General features: G+C 58.2%; 10 protein-coding genes. 5 read left to right on the top strand and 5 right to left on the bottom strand.

The genetic code is table 11. From position 1 onward, the window contains the following. The first annotated feature begins 273 nt into the window (after positions 1–273). The 3 genes from VWY34_RS03400 (at position 274) to VWY34_RS03390 (ending at position 5,251) form a co-directional block, all read left to right on the top strand. The gene (locus VWY34_RS03400; RefSeq protein ID WP_416548797.1) at positions 274–720 is read left to right on the top strand and encodes a toxin-activating lysine-acyltransferase; all 447 of its coding nucleotides are present in this window, start codon (positions 274–276) and stop codon (positions 718–720) included. 438 nt (positions 721–1,158) lie between these two features. Then, the gene (locus tag VWY34_RS03395) at positions 1,159–1,947 is read left to right on the top strand and encodes a hypothetical protein (RefSeq protein ID WP_416548795.1); all 789 of its coding nucleotides are present in this window, start codon (positions 1,159–1,161) and stop codon (positions 1,945–1,947) included. Beyond that, positions 1,940–5,251 carry a DEAD/DEAH box helicase gene (locus VWY34_RS03390; RefSeq protein ID WP_416548793.1) on the top strand — a complete coding sequence of 1,104 codons (3,312 nt, stop codon included), beginning with the start codon at positions 1,940–1,942 and terminating at the stop codon, positions 5,249–5,251. The genes VWY34_RS03395 and VWY34_RS03390 overlap by 8 nt, the downstream gene beginning before the upstream one ends. A 186-nt stretch (positions 5,252–5,437) precedes the next feature. On the opposite strand, the gene VWY34_RS03385 is transcribed toward VWY34_RS03390, so the two are convergent. From VWY34_RS03385 to VWY34_RS03365, 5 genes are all read right to left on the bottom strand, one after another. Further along, positions 5,438–7,444 (bottom strand): type IV secretory system conjugative DNA transfer family protein, encoded by a 2,007-nt coding sequence (locus VWY34_RS03385; protein WP_416548791.1) that lies wholly within the window; start codon positions 7,442–7,444, stop codon positions 5,438–5,440. A gap of 8 nt (positions 7,445–7,452) precedes the next feature. Then, a complete protein-coding gene (locus VWY34_RS03380; RefSeq protein WP_416548788.1) occupies positions 7,453–9,786 on the bottom strand; it encodes a relaxase/mobilization nuclease domain-containing protein in 2,334 nt (777 codons plus the stop codon). Continuing rightward, positions 9,773–10,366 (bottom strand): helix-turn-helix domain-containing protein, encoded by a 594-nt coding sequence (locus tag VWY34_RS03375; protein WP_096708177.1) that lies wholly within the window; start codon positions 10,364–10,366, stop codon positions 9,773–9,775. The genes VWY34_RS03380 and VWY34_RS03375 overlap by 14 nt, the downstream gene beginning before the upstream one ends. A 562-nt stretch (positions 10,367–10,928) precedes the next feature. Further along, entirely contained in the window at positions 10,929–11,135 is a 207-nt protein-coding gene (locus VWY34_RS03370; protein WP_007120662.1) for a hypothetical protein, read from the bottom strand. 539 nt (positions 11,136–11,674) lie between these two features. Next, a complete protein-coding gene (locus VWY34_RS03365; RefSeq protein ID WP_096708176.1) occupies positions 11,675–12,604 on the bottom strand; it encodes a DUF2493 domain-containing protein in 930 nt (309 codons plus the stop codon). Positions 12,605–13,379: 775 nt separating this feature from the next. On the opposite strand from VWY34_RS03365, the gene VWY34_RS03360 reads away from it, so the two are divergent. Further along, the gene (locus VWY34_RS03360; protein ID WP_024099315.1) at positions 13,380–15,611 is read left to right on the top strand and encodes an ATP-dependent nuclease; all 2,232 of its coding nucleotides are present in this window, start codon (positions 13,380–13,382) and stop codon (positions 15,609–15,611) included. Further along, the gene (locus VWY34_RS03355; RefSeq protein ID WP_024099314.1) at positions 15,608–17,452 is read left to right on the top strand and encodes a UvrD-helicase domain-containing protein; all 1,845 of its coding nucleotides are present in this window, start codon (positions 15,608–15,610) and stop codon (positions 17,450–17,452) included. The genes VWY34_RS03360 and VWY34_RS03355 overlap by 4 nt, the downstream gene beginning before the upstream one ends. Positions 17,453–17,468: the final 16 nt, after the last annotated feature.

Genomic DNA, 17,468 nt, shown 5'->3' with positions numbered 1-17,468 from the left:
TGTCACTAGGTCGTGTTGACAAATGACCTAAGGCTCGCAAAAGAGGATAAATAGGAGATCCTTCAAAGAAGCGCTTGAATCCGCAGGTTTCTTCTTGCGTTGCGTTAACGCAATGGCAGGAATGGCGGACAGTGTAATCAGTTTCAGGTTGAGTGGTTTCTAACTTCATTTCTAACAGGGCTTCCCATGTCCATCGACGCGCCTCAGGTTGACGCCGAGATCCTCAAGAAAATTGCTGCCGTGCGGAACTAGGTTCGCGAAAGCTTTGGCAAGATTGCCATGGCGATGATGGCTCTGCCGCGTTACCGTCACTGCACCTTGGCCGATCTGAACCACCTGGTGCTGGAGCCGCTGATCCGCGACCGGATCGCCATTGCCTATCCGAAAGCGGATGCTGAGAACCCGATGGTGGATCTGGCCGGCATGGCGGTCTGGGCCAGTGTCTCGGAAGAGGTGGACGCCAAGATCCGCGAGCAGATCAAGGCGGGCGTCTTCCCGGTGCGGCTGAAGGCCGAGGACTGGTCCAGCGGCGAGATCAACTGGCTGCTGGACGTGATTGCGCCGGACCAGAAAGTCACCGTCAGCGTGATTGCCGGCTTCAAGCAGGTGGCAAAGGAAGGCGATCTGCGCCTGCATCCGATCATTGGGCGCTTGGTCGACAGGGAGATTTTGGAGAAAATGGGCCCGTCGCAAGCGGCGGCGCCGTCACCTGTAAGCTGATAGTGGAACGGCAAAAGCATGTGCATTCGGGACCATAAAAAAGTCCGGGTGCGAAGTAGATGAAGGCATGGTCTGGAATGGTTTGGGGTTTGTTGATGCGCAGGAAGTGACCTTTGCAAAGTCGCAGCGGCCAGCCAGACCCGAAAACGTGTCCGGCCCTATCCGGCCATTGGCCAAGCTATCCTTATGCTGCGTTGCAGCCCGTCAGACCGGACTTTCGCTGCGACCTCGAACAAAGTAGCGCGGAACATACCCGCATGCTTGCAAAACTGCTCTTGCACGTTCGACATTATCCGTCCAGCCTCTCCAAAGCTGTTGAAGCATTGGACAGCCCTTCAAATTTTGCAGATGACAGAAGCAGACATTGAACCTCGTGAGCGCGCCGCCAGTATCGAGACGTCAAACCTGCCCCCGCTGTCCGTATTGGAAAGGTAGGCCATGCCAATTTCGATCACACCGGTCGCAGAGAAAGATTGTTGGTCCGGCTCCACTTGGACAGTCGAGGACGAAGAAGAACTTGCTGAATTGATTGCACGTGTCGCCATTGGGCAGTCTCGAACAGTCGAACGAATTCTGCAAGCCACAGGTGATTTGCCCGCGAGTTATCCAAAGGGCGGCTTCGAGGGCGCACGGAAGCTACTGACTGTCGGGACAGGTGATAAAACATATCACCGGGATGGATGGGTGTTTCAGGTCATTGCATGGATTGCCGCACATCGTTTTGATGAAGATGCCCTTGTCCGATCGCCGCAAATGATCAAAGCTGACAAAGGCTTGGACGGTCTCATAATTGATTTCGATGACGACGGCATTGCACATGTCGTCATATGTGAAGAGAAAGCAACCGAACATCCCAGGCAGAAGATCAAATCTCAAGTCTGGCCAGAGTTTGAACAGTTTGAGACAGGCGCGCGCGACAATGAGCTCGTGGCGTCGGTTACGTCGCTACTAGAGAAATCGGACGATCCAAATCCCGATCAAACCGTCGCCGATATCCTTTGGAAAGAAAAACGTGCCTATCGGGTGGCAGTGACAGTTGGTGAAAAGCACGCATCTCCTAAAGGCCGCAAGAGCCTGTTTAAGGGGTACGATCACAAGGTGCTGGGCGACGTGAATCGGCGCCGCGCGGAAACTTTAGTCTTGGACGACGTGCGGGAGTGGCTGGACGACTTAGCTAAGAAAGCACTTGTCGCGATTAACGACGCGGAGGTCAAAAGCCTTGTATGATCCCACCACAGCAGCGCTAATTCAATCCACACCAGAACTTGATGATCTGGATACTGAGGCCTTGCCAGATCGGCTTGCAAGGGCATTTGCGGAGATTGTATCGGCTCGTATGATGCTGCGCGAAGGCGGTGACGACGTTGTTTCCCTCAGCGAAACGACAAGGTTTGCACGTCGGCTGGCCCAAACCAACGAAGCTTTGGTCGCAATCGATCCTGATCGGAAGAACCGGGCTGCTGCAGGCTTTGTTGCCGCGAGCGCTTACCAATTGCTTTATCAAGCGCGCACGCTGACAGAGCCAGAGCCGACTATAGCGTTCGTGACACCTGAAGGGATAAGCCCGGAAATTTCAGCGATGCTGCTCTTTTTGGTTGCTGAAGCATCGGCCGACGCTGCGGAAGTTGCGGCTGCCATACGCGTTCCGAGCGGTGACAGGCTTCAATCCGAATTGATCCTTCATTTAATCATGTTGGCAAACGGCCAAGTTGGTCGGATTCGACAGCGCAAACGACCTCGGCAAGGTGATCTTGTCACTGGCTCGGGGGGAGAACGGGCAAATGCTGCACTTTATTATCGAATCTTGCGCGGTATTCGGGCACTTGCCTATGTGCTTCAGGGGCAACGCATCAGAGGATTTGTAGATCCGATCGCTGTCTTCACAGAAGTCAAACAATTAGCTGCGCCCGGCGCAGAAGAGATCGCGGAGGGCTACCCTGACAGCGTTGTCGCGGCATTTCCGGGGCCATTTCACTTGGCAAGTCTTCTGATCGCTGCAGGTTCGGCGCTAATTGGCAGCGCGGTTGTTAACTTGCCTCCTCCGGAGGGAGTGGATGGGGCCCGGTGGGCTACTGCAATGAAAACGGTCGCCGAGACGCGACCATATCTTTGGCGCAATCACAGAGACGCTGTTGAGCAAGGCTATCTGGAAATTGGAACGTCCTCAGCGATCGGTTTTCCAACCGGATCCGGCAAGTCGACAACAGCCCAACTCAAGATCCATGCAACGCTGTTGTCAGGCCGCAAAGCAGTCTTCCTGGCCCCCACCCATGCCCTGGTGGACCAGACAACGCGGGATCTGCGCGATGCCTTCCCACGGGCAACGGTGCGCGGCGAGCGCACCGACGAATTTGGGTTTTCGAGCCAGGGAGAAGACCTACCCGACCTCATGGTCATGACGCCAGAGGCCTGCCTGCTTTCGAGCCACATGGAGCCGGAACGATTTGACGATGTCGGCCTCATGATTTTCGACGAGTGCCATCTTATGCATGACAGTTCAGATGGGGACCGACGGGCGATCGACGCAATGCTCTGTATCTTGGGCTTCACGCGTGTCGCACCTGATGCTGATATCGTGCTCTTGTCAGCAATGATGAAAAATACAGATGAACTCAGCGGTTGGCTTGCGGAGCTTACGGGTAGAAAATCTTTGCCTCTCGACAATGCGTGGAAACCCACCCGCCAACTCAGAGGATGTGTTGTTTATGACAAGAAACGACACGCTAAGCTGGAAGAACTGCTAAGAGCTAAGCGAATAAAGAAGCCAAAGGGAGGCGTTCCGGTCGCCGTAAAGCGTCAGCTTACTGCCACGCCAAAAGGGTTCTTCAGTGTCAAGCAGACTTGGGCGTCTCAAGTTCGGCGAGACTATGCGTTGGTTCCACTGCTTGATACCGCTCTTGAATTCTCAACCAACAAGTTCTGGAAGCTGACACCCAACTCTGGGGTTGTCGCAGCGTCCATTGCTGTTGCTGCTGCGCAGGCCGGTTTGCGCACGCTTGTCTTTTCGCAGTCCATTCCAAACGCGTTCTCGATCTCGGAAAAGGCACGCGAGGCGCTTGAGGATTGTGAGGTCAAACTAACCGAAACTGAGCAGCGGTATTATGAAGTTGCTGTCGATGAAATGGGGGGAACCGAGCAGCTCTACCTGACACTCCAAAATGGAAAGCTTGTGTCGCAGGCGGCCACGCATCACGGCCAACTGCTGCCAGAGGAAAGGCAGCTGGTCGAAGCACTCTATAAGCGCGATGATGCTCTGTCTGTCCTCGCTGCAACCCCAACACTCGGCCAAGGTATGAACCTACCCGCAGATCTGGTGATTATCGCAGAAGATAGCCAATACGACGTGGCATCGGGACGCAAAGACCTTTTGGAACCGGAAGATCTCCTCAATGCCGCCGGGCGCGCGGGGCGGGCTGGCGAAAGCGCGACAGGCATCGTCTTGGTTATCCCGGGAAAAATTGTTCCGCTGGATGATACCGAAAATAAGATTGGTGCGAGATGGACGCGTCTCCGCGCGATCTTTGGCAAGTCTGACCAATGCCTAGTTTTGGACGATCCGTTTACTGCACTGATGGATCGCATTCATGACAAAGCATCCGACATCGGCGATCTGGAACGGTATGTCGTCGCGCGACTCGCAGAGACCGATCAAAATGAAGACGGTGTCCTCGATGTACGGCTTGGTCTATCGAGAAGCTTCGCCGCGTATCGCAAACGTCAGAATGCAGAGGAAGATTGGGTTGAAAGCAGGACAGCAGCCGCCCTTTCTCTCTTGAAGGATGGTAACGAGGACCTTCCCGTTGAATCCCTGTCTCTGCGCAACACCGCCTCTATGTTGGGTCTTCCCGAAGATGTATTGAAGGATTTGTCAGACGCCCTTGTTGAGGAGGGGTTTCAGAGTTTTCAGACAGTTGAAGTGTTGTGTGATTGGATGTTCAAGTGGCTGGCTGCAAAGCCAGAACATCTGGCACGAGTGATCAAGCCTGACAGTTTGGAATATCTGTTCGGAACAGACTTTAAAATGCTTAGGGACGACGCTCAGCGTGTATCTTTTGCTCTTCCAAAATTGCAGGCCGCGTTGAAGCTGTGGATGAACGGCAAGCCTCTCAAATCGATCCAAAAGGCCCTGTCTAACAAAACCCGAGACACTAAGCGTAGTACAAGTGCCCGAAAGTTCGTTATCCGGCTTATTCCGGATATCGCACATTTGATGGGAGCCCCTCTTCAGATCTTGCAAGGTCACATCAATGAACACGCCGTTGAAAAGATCAGTCCAAGTACGTCCTTAGGTCTTGCCAATCGTTGCGTCAGACGCGGCTTCTCCAGCGCGGATATGGCGGCCTTTGGGACGCTAATGTTGTCAGCAAGATGGTCTCGACGTGAAGTGCATAGAAATTTTTCGTCTATTATGCCCTATCTGCGGCCAGCAGGTGAGCACGAAACCCTCGACGAACTTGAGTTGCGCGTTGAGGCGGCATCAGATGAGGAACTCACCAACAGAGGTTTTCCCGATCCATTCGAAGGCGCTTGATGACGGGCACTACAGCAATGTGGGTTCTCTGGGCGTTGCTCGGAGAGAACCGTCGAATTGGACAGTCGTGTCTAACCAGAGACCACCATTTGAGCGTCCGCTTTCTTGCGGTAAAGGTAGCCGCTGTGCGACTGCCGCGAATGCCCGGTTCCCGCCCTCTATGACCGTCAGTCCATGCCCACCGCCCTACCGATGAATTGGCTTTTTGTCACCTTCCTCCTGCAGCATCGCTTCCATCGCGTCCAAGCCATCGACGGCAGAGCGCATCTGCGCCTCATCGACTGCGCTCGCAGCCTCCGCATCCGCAAGCTGCCCCCCAAAATCCATCTCCATCTGGCGCTGCTCCTCGGCGATAGCGGCTTGAACGACAGGCGCGGTCTTTTTTGGGGTGACGTCGGTTTGCCCTGACGTTTGACTGCCAGCAGCCTGGCGTGCGCTCTCTACAACCGCGTCAGTTTCAGACCCAGTTGGTCCGTTCGCGGGCGGAGTCATCGGCATGGCGCACATGCTCAGCGGCAGCGCGTCTTGCGATCCCCCTCCCCCCGGCTCCGGAAACGGCAACTCCCCTGACTGCGCCGCGTGGATAGCCTTGAACAGGCGGTCATCGAAGTACTGGATCCGTTTTGCGCGGACCGGCATTTGGGCATCGATCACCATGACGATCTCGTCGAGCGGCAGGCGGCGCGCCTCGTCTTCGGGAAGCAGGGAGCTTTCCTCGGTCCGCGTGGACTGGCTGCGCCCTTCGAATGGGTTCTTGCCGATGGACTGGGATCGCGTGATGACGGTCTTCGTGGTCTTGCCGACCGCCTTGCTCAGCTCCTCGACGGTCTTCTCATCAGAAGGCGTCAGGTAGAGCTTCACGCCCGCGTTGCCCTGCAGGGCGCGGCGGGTGTTCTCGCCGTAGATTTCATCGAGGGCGGGGATGGTTTGCGTGACCACAGCCAAATGCCCGCGATAGGTGCGCAGGGTCTCGATGCTCTCGACCACGATGGGCATCTTGCCCAAGCGATTGAACTCGTCGAGCATGATCATCACTGGCCACTGCTCATCCGGCCCGGGGTCCTTTTCCTGCATCGCCGAGAGGAGATCGGAGAAGAAGAGCCGGATCAGCGGCGCGAGGGGTTTCACCATCAGCGGCTGGACCACGAGATAGACCGAAAAAGGCTTCTTGCGGATCGTGCGGAAATCAAAGTCCGAGACTGCCGTCGCCTCATCGATGGCCGGGTTCTGCCATTGATCGAGCCCCGAGGTCATCAGGAGCGAGACGTAAGAGGTCAGCGTGTCATTATTGGTCGAGGCCAGCCGGGTGAAGATCAGCTTGGCGGCCCTGTTGTCGACCTCGTGGCCGCGCGCGAAGTATTCCTTCTGCTTGTTCCCGCCCGAGGCGGCGATCCGATAGATTTCGCCCAAGGTGGGGCGCTTGCGCTGGAAGGCCAAGAGCCCTGCCGCCACGAAGAGATCGATCCCGCCCTTGAGGAGGCCCTGCACCCGGTCATTGTCGCTCTGCAGGAACAGCGTCGCCAGGAGCTGCAGTTCCATCTGCTGGCGCGCGGGATCTTTCAGTTGATGGATGCGCAGGAGCGGGTTGTAGCGATGGGTGCGCTTGCCCTCCCAATCGGTGGGGGCAAAGCGATAGACCTTGTCGCCTTGGCCTGCGCGGTGCCGGGCCGTTGCCTCGAAACACTCGCCCTTCACATCGAGCGTCACGGCGGAGCCTTGCCAGGTCAGCAGGTTCGGAATGACGAAGCCCGTAGTCTTGCCGCGACCGGTGGGGGCCACGATCAGCGCATGCGGGAAAACCTTCGAGCAGATGTAATTGGCGCGGGAGCCCGGCGGCCCCAGCTTGCCGAGGATGAACCCGGTGCCGGGCGCCCCGAAGAACCCATTGGCCTTCATCTCGCGCGCGGTCTGCCAATGGGTCTGGCCAAAGCGTGTCAGGGCGGACCCCGAGAGGGCGAGGCTCAGCATCAGGCCGGCGGCAGCGAAGCTGCCGATGATCAGGTGAATAAGTTGCGCATCCTCCGGGCGGCGGTCCAGGATCGCCAGATAGTTCTGCGCGATATATGCAAAGTCGATCTCGGCCCCGAAGCCGAGATCCTGGTAGGTCAGCACCGCCGAGGCGATGGTATAGCCCATGGCCCCGGTCACCAGCGTCACCAGCAGGACGCCTGTGGCGATCCGCGCTTTTCCCATGGAGGCGCTCAATGGACTTGGCCCCGCTCGGTCTCGCCATCCACGTCTGTCGGGCGGTGCTTTTCATATTCGGTGTCGGCAAGATCATCGACCACCTGGCGCAAGGCCTCCGTGTTGGCCGTCGCTGCATCCGATTGCAGGTAGACCTTGGCGACATAGAGCCGGTCGAGACGGTCCTCGAGAACCTTTTCCAGCGCATCGGCATCGCCAGATGTGAGCCGCTCAAGTTGACGGTTATCAAGCACCCGCGCGATCTCGTCGCGGAAGGCGTCCCGCTCCGCCTCGCTCTCGAAGGGCGCGGACAACTCCCCCGCCCGCTCATGGTCCAGAACACGCGCAATCTCGTCTGCGAGGCGGTCGGCATTGTCAGACCGCGGCGCAGTTTCATCGCGGGTTGCGAGGATGTCGTCGCGCGTGCCAGACCCGAGCCTGTCGCGCAACTCGTTTTCGCGGCGGACCTGATTGATGACCTCCGTGTCCCGGCTCTCGACGACGGCCGCATAGGTCGCGCCAAGCCCGCGGGCGAGGTGGGACGGCATGTCCGGATAGCGCGCGCGCAAGTCATCCGTGACAGCATCTGCAACCGGCACGCGGAGGTCGCGTCCCTCCATGATGCGGTCGACCTTGCGGGTGATCTCGCTGGCGCGGGCCGCATCGGTGATGGTCTCCCTGTAAGGCTCAGACCGGTCGATCACATCGCCGGGACGTGCGAGCAAGTCCGGGTGTGCCTCGAGATACGCGCGCTGCTCCGTCTCGATCCGACGCTCCGCCCGCGAGACCACTTCCCAGTCCCGGTCCTCCACCTGCTGCGCTGTCAGGCCCTCTGCGCGCATCTCCTGACGGATTGTCCCTTCCATCGCCCGGACCGCGTCCCGGTGATAATGGAACCGCTCGCTGATCGGTTCCGCTTCCATGACACCATCCCGGCGCAGCACCTTCTCCTGTTCCAGCATCGTGCCAAGTTCGACGTGCACATCGTTGAGAATGTCGCGGGCCTGTTCCAGATCGGCGCGGCGTTCGAGGTTCAGATCGCGCGCCTCGGCCACCTTGGAGAGATCATTGGCGATCCATTGATGCTCAAGCGCTGCATTTGAGGCGCCCGTCTCGATCCGGGCCACCACTTCCGATGTGCTGATCCCCGTGCCCCGTAGTGCTACGTCAATGCGCGATCTCAAGTCGGGCTCGGCCAGTCGCTCGCGCTGGCTGGCGTCGATATTGGCTTCAGAATAGATCCCCCCCTCCGAGGGGGCCTCTGATAGCGAGCCCGAGCGCAGCCCCAAGGGCTGCATGTGCTGGACCTGCGCCTGGATCTCGATGAGGCGTTTTTCCAGCACGGGACGTTCCGCGTCAGACTTCTCGGCGATCATGCCCTGCACCCGCGCGAGCTTTTCCGCATAGAGGCTTCTGAGATCCTCGAAGCTTTGATCCTCGGCCATATACACATCTCCTGTTCGGTCCACCTGCCCGCCATGGGCCAACACCTCGCCCGCGCGGAAGAGCGCCGCGGCGATGTCTTCGCGGGCCTCCCGGGAGGCCTCTGTGGCCAGCGAATGGTAGACGGTTCTGGTGTTGGCGATCTCCGCCAGCGTCCGGGTCAGGTCTGTCCCCACACGCTCGCGCTCGCGGGGCGCGCGACCCTCTTCTTTCGCCGCATAAACCTCGCTGGTCCGGGCTGGGTAATGCACAACCCCGCGATCCACCCGCCGCGTGGCTTCCAGCCGCACACCGTACTTCTCGGCCTCCTCGACCATGGCGAGGCGGAAGTCGTCATAGTTGAAGCGATGGTTGCGCCCCAGAAAGAAGAACTCACCTTCCTGCGAGCGGCGGTTCAGCACCAGATGCGCATGGGGGTGATCTCGGTCCTCATGCACCGCGATGATGTAATCGAAATGCCCCGCGTCGGTCTGGAAGAACCGCTCGGCCACATCGGTCGCGATGTCGCGCACATCCTCTCCACGCGTGCCGATCGGGAAGGACATGAGCATATGTGTTGTCTGCCCGAGCTTCGGCTTGAAGCCCGCATCCCACCGCTTGGCAAAGCGCTCTGTGAGGTCCTTGATGTCACCCGCCTCGAGCTTCGCCTTGCCATCCAGAAACCCGCTACTGTCGACGATATGGGTGGACTTGGTGGTGAGGTAATCGAGCTGGTTTGCGAGCTGCGATTTGGTATGCGTGCCCCCGCCCCGGATCGCCTTGAAGACCGCCGGCCGGTGCCCTGCTGCCGCGCGCACAAGCTGGGTCTGCTTGGCGACATGCAGCCCCTGCATCGAGCCCCGGATCCGGCTCCAGCCGTCTCGGAAGACCTCGCCCGTGACGGCGTCGACAGCATCATTCAGCCGCATGGGCAAACTCCCTCAGCGCGGCCGTGGCCTGCAGCTGCATCGCGTCTCGACGGCGGCGCAGAAGCAGATCGATCTCGTCCGCGGAATCCAGAATGAACCGCGCCAGCCCGCGCATCTGCGCGAGGCGCAATTCGGTGAACTCGGCACTCGTGCCCCCCACGGCCCCCTGCCCCCGCCGGTTGGCCTGCGTCATCTGCTTGGCAATCTGCGCGACCCCATTGCCGACCTCGTGCAGTGAAGCGCGGTAACGCGCCATCTCGGCTGCCATCTGCGCGTCCGGAACGAACACCCCGCCTGCCGCCTGAATGAGCCGCCGCAGCCCTTCGGCCCGGCTTTCGATTCCGGCCTCGGCCAGCACCTCGTCGAGCGCCGCAAGCTCCGCAGCCGTGACCTTCACACTGACCGCTGAGACCGGAATTGCGGCATCCGTCTGGCGCTCGGCATCGGCTTTGAGCGTGTACTGGATCGCCCGCACCGACACGCCAAACCGTTCTGCCAGCACTGAAGTGGAAACGCCTTCCGCAGCTTCGCGAACGATCTCCATGCGGTCCGCATCTGTGAGACGTTTTGAGCGCGACATGCGAAGAAAGACCCCCTATTTCCTGCCACCTTCCACCAAGGCTGCCCCTACCTTACGATAATATACCAAGCTGTCAATTATATACTTACGTCGCATTCAGGCTCAGGCAGCCTTGGTGTCCGCTTCACGCCGCGGCCCGCAGGGACGCGGCTCTGCCGCCCTCACCACCGGGCGACCCACCTGTCCTAGGGGTCCCGTCCGCCAGCCCCGCCCGAGGGTCTGGCCGAACGCCAAGTGTTCGGACGGAACCGCGGGCGGGCGCAAACCCCACCGACAGGGCGGACAGGCAGGGTCAAGGAGGGCCAGATTTGGCTTGCCAAATCTCTGCCGCAAAAACCGGGAGGCCCTGGCCGATAGGTTTTTGCGGATGGCCCCCTTGAGGCTGACTGGCCGGTCTGTCGCGGCCTGATCATTCCGGGGGGAGTGCGTCCGTTGAACGCGCAGGGACCGGCACCAAGGCGAGGTCGCTGCCGGCGATCACCCGCGCCGGAACCGGCATCCCTGGAACAGGGATCGGGCCGCCCCAAGATCGTCCTGGGGCGGCCCATCCTCGTCAGAGGATTCAGTCCTGGGGATCTTTCGCGCTCGGCGGGAACATCACCAGCTCCGAGACCGCGACCGGGAAGTCGAGCTTGAGGCTGAAGAACTCCGAGCCGTCCCCGTTGCGGGTGTTGCGGAACATGGCGCCCACGCGCTGAAAGCGGGTGCGCTCCTGGCCATCGGTATCGGTGAACTTGACGGGGACGGTTGCGACGTAGTGGTTGGTCATTTGGGTTACTCCTTGTTGCGATGGGGATCACCCGGCACGGGGGCAAGAGGCTCGGTCGCAAGCGCAAATGCGGAGGGTCCGCGGCTTTGCCGTGGAAGCCGTATTTGTGCTTGCCGAAGCGTGAGCTGAGGGCACGGACGGGCCGACCCCGTGCGATCCACATCGATGAGCAAAAAGGAGTGATCCGGATGACCCCTTACATCACGCCGACGCCGTCATCTGCGTCCTCGTCCCGCCGCTCCTGGCCGGGGTGCTCACGGAGCCCGCCCGCGTGGGTTCGATGTTCCGAAACACGCCCCGAGGGACGTGCAGGGCTTCAGCCTAAAGTGCGACGGCTCGACCCCTTGCGTCTTGTGCTGCGAACGATGTGCGTGAGGTGCGCACCATCCCCAGCCCGTACCGATGCGGATGGGCCGCACTCTGACGGACCGGGTAGAGGGATAACGGTACTGGACGCCACGAGCTGCCGATCACGCGTGACCGACCGCACGCACCATGAGACATGACGAAAGGGCCGCGCCAAGCGCGACCCCCTCTCTTCAATTCTGCGACGCCTTCTTCGCCGGGTCCGCAACCCGCATGACCGTCAGACCTTTCGCTTCCGCCTTCTGCCCGAGGTTCAGCGCGACTCCGTTGCCGCCGAAGAGTACAACCCCCGTCGCCGCGAACTTGTCGTCCAGCATTTCGTCGTTGCACTTGAACGGTGCCGCCCGCCCATGCGCGGACCAGCGCGGATCGAAGCGCGCCTGTGCTATCCCGCGTGCTCGGGCCCACCGGGCCGCAATCATCTCTGCCCCGTGCTTGCCGCCCTTGTGGCAGAGGAAGATCTCCTGGTTGCGGTTCTGCTTGATCCGTTCGCGAACCTTGTCGAGCGTGTTGAAGATCACATCGACATCGGTCCAGTCGGTGGCGCCTGAGACGATCAGGGGCACCCCCGCGACTTTCGACTTCTCGGCGGTTTCACGGTCGTGCTGCTCCAGGAGCTGCCGTGCCTCGAAGACCGCCCCGGTCTCCTGCGCCCGGACGCTTGCGCGCGACCCGGCTGCCGGGATGAAGGCGTGGCCCGTCTCGATCTCGTAGCATTCCGCCGCCGCCTCGCTCATCACCTCGATAGCGCTGACAATCTCGCGCAGCTGCAGAAAGCGCGCCTGCGCCTCGTCGAGCGCGGTCTCGGCGATCTCCGATCCGTCGTGGGATTTTGCCAGCGCGCCGATCTTGTCGGCGGTGCGGTCGACCTCCTTGCCAAGCGCCACCTTGCGGCGCTGCAGGATCGTGGCGAGCCCATGGGCCAGCGGTTCGATCTCTGCTTCAAGCCCGGTCCCGCGCAGCTGACCGAGCAAAGCCTCGAAGCTCTCGCGGATGATGTGGTCGCTCAGGATGTGATCTTCCGGGATCGGCAGGTGGGCGTCCTTCTCGGTCAGTCCGAAAAGCTCGATGGTCTCGTAGGTGTTCGCAGTGTCGTAAGCCATGTCTGGTCTCCAGTGTTCGGTTGCAAGGCCACCACGTGAGTGTGGGGGCATGGCCGAATGTCTGGTTTCCGAATCTGCCCGGGTCAGGGACGGCGCAGCCGCCGGCTTGCCGGGCGCAAAAGTTTTCCGCGTGCAGCAACTGACACATGCGCGCCCTCACGCACGGGACCGCCCCAAGCCACAGGCCCCGTCCTCGCCGAAAAGTTTTGCGATCCTTGACGCGGGCTGATTTGGGGGCCATCCGGAGGATATGCTTCCACGCTCATGTGTGTGTGTTTTGACGGTAGGTTTGCCCGACACGAGCAGGCAAACGGCCCGACCGGACGCGGGAGACGGATGCAGCGGCGGGATCGTTTTGCCCCGCAAAACAGACCAGAGCGCAATCCGGCGGAGCGGCCAGGGAGAGACGTGCTCGCGAGGCGGGCAAACCGGGACGCCGGGTGCGACGCCGCGGTGAGGCCGCATGGCCGAATGCGCGACGGACCGAAGGGCCGTTCTCCCCTGCGACACGCGAAGCCGAGCTGGGGAGGCCGCAAGGCATAAGCCAAGGTTGATGTGCAGGCGACTACGCTGCAGAATACACGGATTACTTTTCGAAGCACTCCACGTGATGGGCCGGGAACGGACTGGCGGCTTCATGGCAATGAATGCAAATAAGGGGACATCCCTCGTTGCCATGGTTCGGTCCTCCCGAAATTCTACACCTAGGGAGCGACGCATTGGACTGCCCCTTTCACGGTAGACAAGCCCTGCCTCATAAGGTGGGTTTGGATGGGTGACGCAGTTGTCTTGCTTTTGTCAGCTTGGTGACATTCGCGCCGTTGCGAGCATCAGTTTTGTGTCAACCGGCGACGAATTTACCTTCCCGAACACAACCAATGATTGCTATCATCTTCGCAGCTTACAGGGGGACTGGATGCGTCTAGGTAGTATATCCATTCGAAATTTTCGGCGCCTGAATGATGTGTCCGTTGATTTCGAAAGCAAGGAAACTGTTTTTGTTGGCCCGAACAACAGCGGCAAGACTTCTGCGACGGCTGCCATTCGAAGCTTTCTCGGGAACCGGGAATTCAAGATTCATGACTTCTCCATTCTCGCAATTGCCTCTATCGACGCATACGCTCCAAGGAACGAATCCAGCCTACCTCAAATAGAACTTGATCTCTGGTTTCACATCGATCCGGACTCAATTGCGTTCGGTCGGGTCTTTGCCCTGGCAACGAGCCTTTCCGCTGATTTCTCGGAAATCGGGATGCGCTGCTCGTTCGCTGCGGATGACGCAGCAGAACTCTGGAAGCATTACGATGCAGCTTTCCCGACAAAGGAAGACGGTACCCGCAAGCGCCCTTTGAGCTTCTTCCTTGGAATGGAAGGCAACTTGAAAAAGTATTTTGGCATCAAGGTGTCCTCGCTGGAAAAGCTGGAAGAGGAATTCGTGGCAACGGCACTCTCCGCGCAAGAAGGCAAGAAGATTGTCCATTCTCTGCTGCGCGTCGATTTCGTTGATGCCCAGCGAAATATTGACGACGAGAATGCCGCGAGGAGCAACAGACTGTCAGACGCCTTTGCGACGTATTACCGGAGAAACCTGGAGCAGGCGGAACTGGCCGAAGAAGCTGTAGCGATCATTGAACAGAATAATGAAAATCTGACTAGGCACTACGACGAACGCTTCAGACCCCTGATGACAATGATCGGAGGTCTTGGCCTTCCCTCCGACAACGACCGCGCGATGAAGGTCGTTTCGACACTCAGTTCGGAGGTTGCGTTACGCGGTAACACCGAACTCTTCTACGTCGATGCCAGCACCAGCCATGAGCTACCCGAGGCCTATAACGGACTGGGTTTCAAGAACCTGGTGTTCATGGCCATTCAGGTCGATCATTTTTATCGGCAATGGCTCGCGACCGAAGACAACCGTCCGCTGTGCCAGATGATCTTTATCGAAGAACCGGAAGTGCATTTGCACGCTCAGGTCCAACAAACATTCATTCGCCAGATGTGGGACGTGCTCACCGCTGACGCACCAGAAGGCGAAAGCAAGCCCCAGCTCACAATCACGACCCACTCGTCGCACATCCTGGATACCGTGGATTTCTCAAAAATCCGCTACTTCCGTCGGTGCCATATCAACGGTGAACAGGATGGAGTGACCTATCAGGGAACGACCGTGCACAGCCTTCGCCAATTTCAACCTGAGCCACTTGAATTGGGCGGCGATATGATTGAACCAGAGGAATCACTTTCCTTTCTCAAAAAATATCTGAGACTTACGCATTGCGACTTGTTCTTCTCCGATGCTGCCATACTCGTTGAGGGGTCTGCGGAAAAACTGCTTTTGCCGCGCATGATTGACATATCGGCGCAGAATCTGAACAAAAAGTATCTGACCATTCTGGAGGTAGGTGGCGCTTATGGGATGCGCTTCGCCGGATTGTTGGAATTCCTCGAAATTCCCTATTTGGTCATCACCGATATCGACTCCGTTGATCCCGCGAGAAACCGGGCGAGTTGCGTCGCTACCCATCCGGGAGCCGTTTCGTCGAATGCGACTCTGGGGTATTTCTTTGGAGAGACGAGAGTCGCCGAACTCTCCGGCAACACCTTTGACGATTGTCTGCAAGCTGAAGGGATGCGTTTTGTCGCCTATCAAAAGCCAGTAGAAGTTAACCGTCAGGACAATGCTCAAACCTTCCACGGGCGAACCCTTGAAGAAGCCTTTGTCTTCGAAAACCTCGACCACTTCCATGCCGATGGACTCAGTATCGGCATTGACTTGCCGGATGGTCGAGCCGAATTGCAAGAGGCCGTCTGGCGACGCATTAAAAGCGATACTTTCAAAAAAACAGAATTTGCTATGGATGTCCTTGCCTTCGAAATACCGGCAGGCGGGGACGAAGAAGCGAATGCGGGAGAGAACCGGGACTGGAATGTTCCCCACTACATCGACGAAGGCCTAAAATGGCTGGAGACACGTCTCTCCCAAAACCTGGGAGCCGGCGAATGACGGCAGAACTCAAGCCAACTGAGGCCGATAAGAAAATTGCTGAGTGCATCGCCAAGGACGTTTCATTTTCGGTTATCGCAGGCGCTGGTTCAGGCAAAACCACATCGCTCGTTGAAGCTCTGAAAGGAATCCAGAGGTCCCGTGGAAACGAGCTTCGGAAAAACGGTCAGCGCGTGGTGTGTATCACATACACAAACCGTGCCGTTGGAGTGATTTCGTCGCGTCTAGGTTTCGATGACCTCTTTTACGTTTCCACTCTGCACGGGTTCCTTTGGGCGGAAATCGCGCGCTTCCAGGATGCTATTCGGGAGACCCTTCGTGATGCGATCGTCCCGCAACATATGGAAAAGGCCCGCGAGAAAGACAACGGGGGGACGTCTCAGGCCGCTCAAAAAGCGAGGAAAGACCTTGAGCGCCTGACTGCCCAACTTGCTGCGCTAAACGCGCATAAACCGCCGATATGCTACGAAGAAACCGTTATCAGCGACTATTCCAAATGTGTCCTGAACCATGATGATGTTATTGACGTCGCGGCCTATCTAATCACGAACAAACCACTCTTGCGCAAAGGCCTCGGGTTCAAATACCCCTACATCTTTGTCGATGAAGCTCAAGACACCTTCCCGCAGGTCGTCGAGGCGCTCAATGCTGTGTGCGCGGACGAAGGTTTACCAATCGTCGGATATTTCGGCGATCCGATGCAGCAGATTTACGATAAGCGTGCCGGAGGTTTTGCCGGTCCAAAAGGCTCCGAAAAGATTCCGAAGGAAGAGAATTTTCGAAGCTCAACCTCGGTGATCGACCTTCTCAACAACTTCAGAACCGATCTGAAGCAGGTTCCGGGTGGGAAGAACTCCGACGTTAAGGGCAGCGTCTTGATTACGATCGCGCAGGCTCCCGACCCTGCCGGTCCACGGAAAACCTATACCTCTGAACAACTCGATGAGGTAACGGCGAAGTTCGAGGAAGCCGTTGAACAATGGGGATGGACCGATATTACTCCTGTAAAGAACCTTTTTCTGGCACGCCAGATGATCGCCCGGAGGCTCGGATTCGTTACACTGCACAAGCTCTTTACAGGTGACTATTCGTCGTCCAGATCCCAATCCGACTATGAAGACGGCACGCACTATCTTCTCAAGCCCTTTGTGGACGGCATTTTTTCTTTGGTCGATGCATCCCGCAACAACTATCCTAAGAAGCTGATTGAAACACTCCGAAGAATAAGCCCTGCTTTTGACGACACTGGAGCGAACAAGAGCAAAACCCTCAAACAGATGCTCGAGGAAGCCTCAAAACACGCCGCTGCTTTGGCAGAAAAATGGGAAGGCAATACGGTCAAAGAAATTCTGGAATACTGTAGCGCGAACGCGCTTTATCCAATTTCGGACCGCCTTGCAGGTCAGTTGGCTCGCGCTCCCCGCCAAGCTTATGACTCCGGCAATGAGGATCACCAAAGGGAAAAAGGAGATTGGCTGGCTGATGAATTCTTCAAGCTGAAGGCTGACGAACTCGAAAAGTACATCGAATTTCTGGATGAGAATTCTCCTTTCAGTACGCAGCACGGCTCGAAAGGCGAAGAGTATGAAAACGTGCTGGTCATGATCGACGATATCGAGGCAGCCTGGAATACCTACAGCTTTTCGAAAGTTCTGACCCCTGGTGTCGCGGGCAATCCGACCGACCGGCAGCAAGAACTTACTCAAAAGCTGGCTTATGTCTGTTTTTCACGGGCGGAAGTGAACCTTAGGATTTTGATGTTTTCGAAAGCCGCGGAAGCGGCCAAAAAAGAACTGGTTGAGCGCGGTTTGTTCCAGGACAGCCAGGTTTCAATTTTATAGGTACCGGACAGATCCT

The sequence above is a fragment of the Phaeobacter sp. JH20_02 genome, assembly GCF_048056915.1.
In the GTDB taxonomy this organism is placed as follows: domain Bacteria; phylum Pseudomonadota; class Alphaproteobacteria; order Rhodobacterales; family Rhodobacteraceae; genus Phaeobacter; species Phaeobacter bryozoorum.
Note: the sequence above shows the minus strand (reverse complement) of the source record. Positions and strands in the feature narration are given on the sequence as shown.